This window comes from Prevotella bivia DSM 20514 (assembly GCF_000262545.1).
GTDB classification, from domain to species: domain Bacteria; phylum Bacteroidota; class Bacteroidia; order Bacteroidales; family Bacteroidaceae; genus Prevotella; species Prevotella bivia.
Genome location: NZ_JH660660.1, coordinates 1,972,293 through 1,982,184, shown reverse-complemented (window position 1 = coordinate 1,982,184; position 9,892 = coordinate 1,972,293). Strand labels below are relative to the sequence as shown.

Here is a 9,892-nt window from a genome sequence, read left to right as displayed (position 1 = left end):
CATCAGAAGGATTGAAGTCATTGCTACGTACCAATTGGGACAGGCGAAGAATACCCTGACGCATATCCACAGGAGTGCAACAAACCCGAAAAACATTTGTTTCGTTGAGTACAAACATAAGTTTTTCGGGCAAAGGTAGTAAAGCAAGAATGCTACACAAAGGCGGCTAATATTGGATGCTTACGAAACAGCACTATTACAGCTTTATAACCTGAGTTCGGTATAAATGATTACATTTTACTAGAAAGGTAATCCTACAGCAAAATGGAAAGTAAAATCGCGACGGAAGTTAGGATGCCAAAGCGCATAGTGTTCTGCTGATGTTTCATAAGCAGGATTAATTGCTTTCATACCACCCTCAAAACGGAGAATAAAGTAATTAAAGTTAAGACGTAATCCCAAGCCATAAGCAACAGCTAGCTGCTTGTAAAATTCCCCAAGTTTAAACTGTCCACTAGGTTGTTCATCGTAAGCTCTCAATGTCCAAACATTACCCGCATCAATAAACACAGCACCATCAAACTTCCAAAATAGATGCGTTCGATATTCAGCGTTTAGATCGAGCTTCATATCACCAGTTTGATTGATAAAGTCAATTCTTCCATCAGTACCTTTAAATTTTCCTGGACCTAACTCACGCACACTCCAGCCACGCACAGAGTTAGCACCTCCTGCAAAATAACGTTTCTCAAAAGGTAATACTTTACTATTCCCGTATGGCCACGCTACACCAAAATCGCCATGCAAAGCTAAAGAATTATTCTTATCGAACTGATAAATATAAGTGTAATCGAAATCGAACTTTACATATTGTGCATAGGCTATCTCAATAAATTTCTTTTGTCCTTCGGCGTTACGTTTAAAATTGAAAACACCACTTGTAGCACCTAAAAGATTGCCTGCCGACTCTACCTTTGCTCGCAAAGAATGTGTAGGGGTTTTGTAGCTAATTCCAAGCCCTGCTCCCATGATAAACAAATCCTCGTAATTATACTTTAAGATAGCATTACGATTAGATATATTATCCAAATAGTCCTGCTTAAATGTATCACTTATCCATGGCATATAAACATAACTTAGTTTTAAAACATCAAAGTCATAAGTAAGATGCTTATTGGGGGTTGCCCAGTTATATTTCAACCCTGCAGAGAAAACTCTTCGATGAAATTCGGGACGGTTTTGCAAATCCCAACTCACCGCTAACTCTGTTATAGCCGTACTTCGACGACGAAAGTCTTTACTTAGAAGAGGAGCTAATAAAGTTGGAAATTGTAAACTACCTCGAATACCATACTCTACATAATTCTTATCCTTATAACCTTCTAATCCTGTTATCGCCTCATAAGCTGTGCGTAGCTCTATACTAAACTTCTCGCTACCTCTAAACAAATTTCGGTTTTGATAGGACAACGTAGCTGCTGCACCAAGATCGCCTGCAGTATTGGTTCCTTCTAACTGAAAAGATACTGTATTTGGCTTATTATTGAGTATTTGCACATCTGCTTCAAGATAACGATTAGCGGAAGTCTTATAAGAAAACTTTTTCCCAATAATCAAACTATCAATATGCGGAACCTCTCTAAAATTTATACTAGTATATCGAACAGCCCCTAAACGAGCAAAATTATTATATGTCTTTTGCAAATCAGCCGCAGAAAAATACTTACCTTCCTCAAGTAAAATATTGTCCTCAAGCACATTTTTTCTTAAATGCAAACCTGTAGAATCACCAGGAATAACATTAACCTTATCTATGATATAACGTGGATGTTCTGTCAATTGCTTTGTAGCATTGTCATAATTACGCATCAAGTGAAGTGTAACATTTACATGTCTTGCTCCACCCACAGAATCGGCTGTATAATATATAAAATCCTTGTGAAAATGATAAAATCCCGAATCGTTTAATATTTTAGTCAAACGCTTACGCTCTGCATCAAGCGAAGATACTGTAAATTGAGTAAGTTTATTTTTATAAATCTTTTCATCTAAATGCTTTTCCAACACCTTTGCTACTACAGAGTCTTGAATATCATACGAGAAATGGTCAATAAGATATGGTTCTCCAGGATACAATTTATAAATAGCAGTGAGTTTTTTGCCTCTTATTCGCTTATCAAAACTAACTTTTGCATTCATATATCCCATATTTTGCATAGCCTTCACCAAATCATCACATGACAATTTTGCTTGCAAAGTATCATACAATACAGGTTTTTCACCCATTTTCCTTAATGTGCGATTAATCCATTTTGTTGTATCACGACCAGCAAGCGAATAAGTGCCTAAAGGCACTTTAAACATAGAGAACCATTTAGAATTGCCCTTTTGTCGAACGTATTGTTCTAACTGACTAGCGTCGAACTTCTTAACATCTGACTTTAATTCGACTTTGTCTAATAAGTATTCATGATCTGGAACAAACTTATCTGACGAACAACTCCCTAAAATAATTGCTGCTAACACCGCAACAGACAGATAACATTTGCTGTATTTTCTTACCACCGACATAGATCTCCTTACTAAATTTGCGCAAAGATAATAAAAATATAAGATGTATTTTAAGCAAATGGATAGTTTTTTGTATATTTGCTATATGGTTTCTAAGAATAAAATAAAACTTTATCGATCCCTTGATACTAAAAAGGGACGAGAGAAAGCAAATCTTTTTATTGCAGAAGGCCCCAAAGTAGTAAATGACTTACTACAAGCAGGTTTTGAAGCAGAGGAAATTTTTGAGGACATTGAGGATATTAAAAAAATTACATTCCTGCAACACCCCCAATCTATGTTGGGTGTTTTCAAATTAAAACAAGTCCCAAACTTGCAAGAGGATGTTTTTACTTTTTTTCCTTCTCAGAAATTGTCTTTAGCTTTAGACGGTGTGCAAGATCCAGGAAATCTTGGTACTATTATTCGTATAGCCGATTGGTTTGGTATAGAAAACATTTATTGCTCTCCAAATACTGTTGATTGCTGGAACCCAAAGGTGGTACAAGCCACAATGGGAAGTATTGCACGTGTAAATATTCACTATACTAGTTTACTTGAATTTGTTGATAGCCTTCCTTTAAATTACCCTATATATGCAACTTTGCTTGATGGAAATAATATCTATCAGCAAGATCTTACAGAATATGGTGTTATTGTTATGGGCAATGAAGGTAATGGAATATCAACAGAGCTAAGACAGAAAATCAATCATAAACTCTATATTCCTAACTACCCAGCAGATAGGTCTTCAGCCGAATCGCTAAACGTTGCTATTGCCACAGCTATTGTGTGTGCAGAGTTTAGACGATTACAACATTAGCATCAAAGCACAGAAATATACTTGTATAATATAGTGTATTTAAAACTATTACGACAAGCAATATAAAAGCAAACAACAATGAAACAGCTACAAGAACTAGTTCGTAAAAACATTTGGGAATTACCCACTTACGCAAAAAATAAACAAACAATACATTCTGCAGATATATTTCTTAATGCAAATGAAAATCCATATAACAAACCTTATAATCGGTATCCAGATCCTTATCAAACCGAATTAAAAGCAGAGCTTGCAAAAATAAAATCAGTTCGTTCTGAGCAAATATTCCTTTCCAATGGTGCTGATGAGGCTATTGACTTGTGCTATCGTGTGTTTTGTGAACCTCAAAAGGATAATGTTGTTGCTATAGAACCTACATACTGCATGTATAAAGTATGTGCAGCCATCAACAATGTGGAGTATCGATCAGTAATGCTTAACGAACACTTTCAACTTTCGGCTGACAAACTGTTAGCAGCATGCGATGAACACACAAAGCTAATCTGGGTATGCTCACCCAATAACCCTACAGGAAACAACCTTCTTAAAGAAGAAATAGAGAAGTTAATAACTAGCTTTAATGGTATCATAATTATTGATGAAGCCTACTCTGATTTTTCTAAGCAAGCTGCATTTAGAAAGCGATTAGCTGATTTTCCAAACATAATTGTCCTCAATACGCTCTCTAACTCTTGGGGATGTGCAGGAATACGCCTAGGAATGGTATTTGCACAAGAAGAAATTATAAATCAGTTTAATAAAGTTAAGTTGCCACACAATATTAATATATTAACGCTGAAGCAAGGTATTGAAGCCCTAACTCATCGTTTTGATGTAGAAGATTGGCTAAGAATATTACTCCTGGAACGAACAAGAATGATTAAATCCTTTGCAGAATTACCATTCTGTGAAGAAGTTTATCCTACTGATGCTAATTTCTTTCTTGCTAAAGTCACCAACGCACAAGCCATAAACGATTTTCTTCTGACTAAAGGCATTAAAGTGTGCATAGACACACAATGCAAAAACTGTTTGCGTATTACTATCGGAGCAAAAAGTGAAAACACTGAACTGATAGGAGCATTAAGACAATTTAAAGGCTGAGTGCTATATAAAACAATGCTATAAATAATGAGGAAAATTGTAAACTTCACATGATTTTACTCAAACAGATTTACACCCCTAAGGGAATAGCAAATTGATATTAAAGAAAAGTTAATAACTTGGGGGTTCACCTTATTATATTTACTTTTGCAATCATATTATAAAAATAACTATTTACAAATTATAGTCTGTTAAGGCAGATTATTCATAGATATATTAAAAAATGAGCAAAAAACCAATCTTTGTAGCTGGTCCATGTGTAATTGAAAGCCCAGAACTTCTTTGCCAAGTAGCAGAAGAATTAGTGCGCCTAAATAAGAAATATGGAACAGAGATTATCTTCAAAGCTAGTTTTGACAAGGCTAATCGTACAAGCATCAACTCGTTTAGAGGTCCAGGACTTAAAAAAGGATTAGCTATGTTGGGAGATATAAAACAAAAATATGGTTTAAAAATCCTTACTGACATCCACGAAAGCTATCAAGCTGAAGAAGTTGGCGAAGTTGCAGATGTCATTCAGATACCTGCTTTCTTGTGTCGGCAAACCGATCTTCTCATTGCAGCAGCTAAGACTGGTAAAATTGTAAATATCAAAAAAGCGCAATTCTTAAGCGGCACAGATATGAAATATCCAGTACAAAAGTGCATAGAAAGTGGTGCGAAAGAGGTTTGGCTCACTGAGCGTGGCAACTGCTTTGGATATAATAATCTAATAGTAGACTTCCGTAACATTGCGGATATGAAAGCGATTGTACCAACTGTTGTTATGGATTGTACGCATAGCGTTCAACGTCCTAGTGCAGGAGTTGGCAAAACCATTGGCGATCGTAAATTTGTACCAGCAATGGCTATAGCTGCTAAGGCCTTTGGAGCTACAGGCTATTTCTTTGAGGTACATCCAAATCCAGATCAAGGGTTATCAGATGCCGCAAATATGTTAGAACTAAATAAATTAGACGAGTTAATAGGAAAACTACTATGAGTACTGTAGAAGAAAGATTAAAAGAGGTTAGGAGTTATGCTGCTCAATGCATTAAGGAAGAAACAGAGTCGACATTAGCACTGATAGATCAGCTTGACGAAAACTTTGACAAAGCAGTAGAGCTAATCTATCATTGTAAAGGAAAGGTAATCGTTACTGGTGTTGGTAAGAGTGGAAACATTGGTGCTAAGATTGCAGCGACTCTATCATCAACAGGAACTCCTGCTTTCTTTGTTAACCCATTAGATGCCTATCACGGTGACTTAGGGGTGATGACAAAAGAAGATATTGTGCTTGCACTCTCTAACTCCGGACAAACAGATGAATTATTACGCTTTGTCCCTATCTTGCTACACATGGATATTCCTATTATTGGCATGAGCGCAAACACAAGTTCTCTATTAGCAAAATATTCTACTGTCCACATAAAAGTATGGGTAGAAAAAGAAGCATGCCCTCTAAATTTAGCTCCAACAAGTTCCACTACCGCCGCCCTTGTCATGGGCGATGCTTTAGCTGTAGCACTCATGCGTGTGCGCAATTTTAAGCCAAAAGATTTTGCACAGTTTCATCCTGGTGGATCATTAGGAAAACGCTTGTTAACAACTGCTCAAGATGTTATGCAGGCAGAAGAATTACCTATTATTCCAAAAGAAATGAATCTTGGTGAAGCCATCATTCACGTGAGCAAAGGAAAGCTAGGGCTTGGAGTGTCACTTGACACTGATAATAGAGTTATTGGTCTGATTACAGATGGTGATATTCGTCGAGCAATGGAAAAATGGCAAGCTAAATTCTTCGACAAAACAGTAGAAGACATTATGACAAAACAACCAAAGTCGGTTTTACCTACAACAAAGATATCGGATATTCAAGCCACCATGCAAAAGTATAAAATACATACAGTATTAGTGTGTGATGATCAAAAACAATTGCTGGGCATCGTTGATCATTACAGATGTATGTTCTAAGAGGTATTAACCTTCACAAGGTTAAATAAAAAGAGAGATGTTATAAGTAAATGTTTTTAAAGAAGATAACCATAATAACTAGTATTATCATTGTATCCGTCCTTTTCTCGGTAACAGAGAGTAAGGCTATGATATTGCCCACAGACAGAGCTGACTCCTTGATTGTAAACCAATTAAGAAGTAAAGGAGTACACTTTTCTAAGAACAATTCTGTAGCTTTGCTAAAAAGTGGACAAGAGAAATTTAATGATATGTTTAAGGCTATAGAGCAAGCCAAATCTAGCATTCATTTGGAATACTTCAACTTTCGCAACGACTCTATTAACAAAGAACTTATTAAGCGCCTTGCTGTAAAAGCCAAAGAAGGTGTTGAAGTAAGAGCCGTTTTTGATGGATTTGGAAATGCTAGTAACAATCGCCCGATGACTAAAGCTTACTTGAAGGAAATCAGAAAAATGGGCATTGAAATATATAATTTCAAACCTCTCCAATTCCCTTGGTTTCATTGTATTTTCAATCGCGATCATAGAAAGATAGTCGTAATAGATGGTAAGATAGCCTATACAGGAGGTATGAACGTAGCCGATTATTATATAAAAGGAACGAAAGTAGTAGGCTCTTGGCACGATATGCACTGCCGCATAGAGGGAGATGAGGTAAATACATTACAAAAAATATTTTTTAAAATGTGGTATCTTGTTTCTGGACAGAAACTACAAGGAGCTAAATACTTTAGAGGGATCAGCAATGCCCACTATATTAAAGGGTTAATACCAGACACTTCTGCAACAGCAGGCAAGAAGATGGTAGGAATTATTAATAGAGAGCCACACATAACCAAAGATATTATTCGCTATTTTTATGTAAATGCTATCAATGATGCAAAGGATAGTATCAAACTTATTAATCCTTACTTCACACTTAATCATAACTTAATGAAAGCGTTGAAGAATGCTGTTAAGCGTGGGGTGAAAGTAGAAATACTATTGAGCATTAAAAGCGACATACCTCTTACTCCAGACTGCGGCTTCTATAATGCACATAAGTTAATGAAAAATGGCTGTACTATTTGGCTTTATAAGCCAGGCTTCCACCATACAAAAATTATTATGATAGATGGGCAATTCTGCACAGTAGGCTCTGCCAATCTTAATGCACGCAGTTTGCGCTGGGATAGAGAAGAAAATGCGGTGATTATTGATCCATATACAACAAAGGAGCTGGACATCTTATTTGAAAACCAAAAGAAAGACAGCTTTATTTTAACGCCTGAAAATTGGAAAATATGGCGCACACCATGGCAACGCCTTAGAGGATGGTTTGCACATTTATTAGCACCGCTGCTTTAATTAAGAGTTAAGAGTTAAGAGTTGAGAGTTGAGGTTTGAGAGTTAAGAAACGAAAGGAATTGATTAACAATATAATTTACAGTCCACACCCTCTCTCCATGTATCAAATAATCACAATAAAAAAATTAGCTTGTAATTCTCATTTAAAATAACCTTCTAAATATTATTGATATCTACATAACCATGCATCACAGCATAAATGGTAAGGGCAGAAACACTCTTCATACCGAGTTTATCCATAATATTTTTACGATGTGTAATAACTGTTGTTAAACTAATATTTAACTTTTCTGCAATTTCTTTGTTGATCATTCCTTGGACAATCAAAGATAAAACTTCAATTTCACGGTTACTTAGTATCTTGTTTTTTAAGACTTCTGGAAGGTCTGGTAAATTTTTACCTCCAGGATGTCCATACTGTTCCATTTTTAAGACTGCACGTATCAAGTCTTTCTCAGGTGCATTTAAGCAAAGACTATGAAACCCAGATAGCTGTGAATTAGGATCTTTAGTTATCGTCAATACAATAGTTTTGTGCATATTCTTTGAAAAGAAGCTAAGATTCTCAAGTACCACTGTTTGTGCCACAAAGAAATGGAAGAAAATATCAGAATTAGCTGCTTCAAAGTCTTCAAACGTAGCAAATGTTTCTACCGTCATTATCGGCATAACATTCTGTAAAATTTGTTTCAATCCTAAAACTACCAATGTATTTGGATCTACTATTGCCATCTTAGGGCGTCCATGTTCAATGATCATAGCTCGATTTATGTCTATATATATATATTAAACTTACAACTTTACCTTACGTATATCAACTAAGTTATTTACGATAGCATATATAGTAAGTCCTGCTGGCGAATGTATTTTTAGCTTCTTTGCTATATTTCTTCGGTGAGTGATCACTGTATTAGTAGATATGCAAAGATGCTCAGCTATCTCTTTATTCGACATTCCTTGCACTAAAGCTACAATAACATCTTTTTCACGATCACTCAATGTATCACCACGATCAGGACGCTTGTTGATCATGCAGCTAATATTAGCACTAACATCTTTTTGCTTGATATTTTCCTCTAAACAGCGAATAGCAGGAATAAAGATATTTTCCTCTACTTCAGCATGCTGCTTTAACCACTCCTCACAATTATAAATATTAAACAAAGCAGCCGTTAATTGATTATTATGTTGAGCATCAGAAGGAAGATATTTCAGTATGATAGTTTTCACCTCTCCAAGCTGTTGCTCTGCTTGATCATGATGTTTAGAATAGGTTTCAATGTCATATTCGCCTGTAGCTTGATTATTAAGTAGTGCATCGACATACGGAAACACCGTTTTTTCCTCGTATGACATGTGCTTACTTATAACAAAGGCATATTCATCAAACAACTTAATAATCAACTTTGCTAAATTTTCTGTTGTATCTACTGCGGCTGCTAATTGTCTTTTGATAGCTGGCAATTCAAAGTCGAGATAGTAAACATGGCTTGCACGAAGGTATTGCACTAAGGTAGAAATGGATATTTTGTCGAGATCACTCCACTGGCTATATCCATTAATCGTAAAATTGATCACAGAGAGAAAAGTAAAGGTATCTACGTTTTGATCTTCGCACACTTCTTTCACGGTTTTATCACCAAAACCAAGATTAATACCAAAACGTCCAATACTTTGCAATATATCGTAATTATCGCTGATAAGACTAATCATCTTATCATCTGGCTCATATATTTTATGATTCTTCATTTATTTTTCTACCTGCTTAAAGTTTAAGTTACAAAGTAACAAAAAAAAAGCCATTTATACAACATACAAGTAAGGTATTTATACAACAAATCGCATTACTAATCAATATAAAAACGATAAATCGAATATCGTGGCTCCATTATTTCGGTCTATGAGCATGTGTACATAGTATTTCAGTATATTTAGAAAAAAAATGACAACTATTCTCATTTATATTGCAAGAAGGAGCCTCGCAAAAGCAGATAAAACAAAATATATAAGTGCCTATTTTTCAGCCATATACAAATGCTAAAACAAAACATGACCTTTTACGGCTCAAAAGGTTATGTTTTACTCACTAAAAGGTTACCTTTTGTACCGTAAAAGATAACCTTTTGTGATTATAAAGATCATAGTTTGTTCAACGTAATGCAAATTCCACCTA

General features: G+C 35.5%; 8 protein-coding genes. 5 read left to right on the top strand and 3 right to left on the bottom strand.

What is annotated here, in order from left to right; translation table 11 throughout:
* Nucleotides 1-240: 240 nt before the first annotated feature.
* Nucleotides 241-2,511, bottom strand: coding sequence for a translocation and assembly module lipoprotein TamL (tamL, locus tag PREBIDRAFT_RS10740; protein WP_004337672.1), 2,271 nt, complete (start codon nucleotides 2,509-2,511; stop codon nucleotides 241-243).
* Nucleotides 2,512-2,596: 85 nt separating this feature from the next.
* On the opposite strand from tamL, the gene PREBIDRAFT_RS10735 reads away from it, so the two are divergent.
* From PREBIDRAFT_RS10735 to PREBIDRAFT_RS10715, 5 genes are all read left to right on the top strand, one after another.
* On the top strand, nucleotides 2,597-3,313 hold the full coding sequence (locus tag PREBIDRAFT_RS10735) for an RNA methyltransferase (protein ID WP_174299190.1): 717 nt from the start codon (nucleotides 2,597-2,599) through the stop codon (nucleotides 3,311-3,313).
* A 78-nt stretch (nucleotides 3,314-3,391) separates the two neighbouring features.
* Nucleotides 3,392-4,417: a histidinol-phosphate transaminase gene (hisC, locus tag PREBIDRAFT_RS10730; protein ID WP_004337667.1), complete on the top strand. Its 1,026-nt coding sequence runs from the start codon at nucleotides 3,392-3,394 to the stop codon at nucleotides 4,415-4,417.
* 223 nt (nucleotides 4,418-4,640) lie between these two features.
* Complete coding sequence (kdsA, locus tag PREBIDRAFT_RS10725; protein WP_004337664.1) at nucleotides 4,641-5,399, top strand: 3-deoxy-8-phosphooctulonate synthase; 759 nt, start codon at nucleotides 4,641-4,643, stop codon at nucleotides 5,397-5,399.
* Nucleotides 5,396-6,370 (top strand): KpsF/GutQ family sugar-phosphate isomerase, encoded by a 975-nt coding sequence (locus tag PREBIDRAFT_RS10720; RefSeq protein ID WP_004337663.1) that lies wholly within the window; start codon nucleotides 5,396-5,398, stop codon nucleotides 6,368-6,370. Before kdsA ends, PREBIDRAFT_RS10720 begins: the two co-directional genes overlap by 4 nt.
* 50 nt (nucleotides 6,371-6,420) lie before the next feature.
* Nucleotides 6,421-7,719 carry a phospholipase D-like domain-containing protein gene (locus PREBIDRAFT_RS10715; protein WP_004337661.1) on the top strand — a complete coding sequence of 433 codons (1,299 nt, stop codon included), beginning with the start codon at nucleotides 6,421-6,423 and terminating at the stop codon, nucleotides 7,717-7,719.
* Nucleotides 7,720-7,875: 156 nt separating this feature from the next.
* On the opposite strand, the gene PREBIDRAFT_RS10710 is transcribed toward PREBIDRAFT_RS10715, so the two are convergent.
* Together PREBIDRAFT_RS10710 and PREBIDRAFT_RS10705 are read right to left on the bottom strand one after the other, a co-directional pair.
* Nucleotides 7,876-8,478 (bottom strand): response regulator transcription factor, encoded by a 603-nt coding sequence (locus PREBIDRAFT_RS10710; protein ID WP_004337660.1) that lies wholly within the window; start codon nucleotides 8,476-8,478, stop codon nucleotides 7,876-7,878.
* 33 nt (nucleotides 8,479-8,511) lie between these two features.
* Nucleotides 8,512-9,468 (bottom strand): LuxR C-terminal-related transcriptional regulator, encoded by a 957-nt coding sequence (locus PREBIDRAFT_RS10705; RefSeq protein ID WP_004337659.1) that lies wholly within the window; start codon nucleotides 9,466-9,468, stop codon nucleotides 8,512-8,514.
* Nucleotides 9,469-9,892 lie beyond the last annotated feature (424 nt).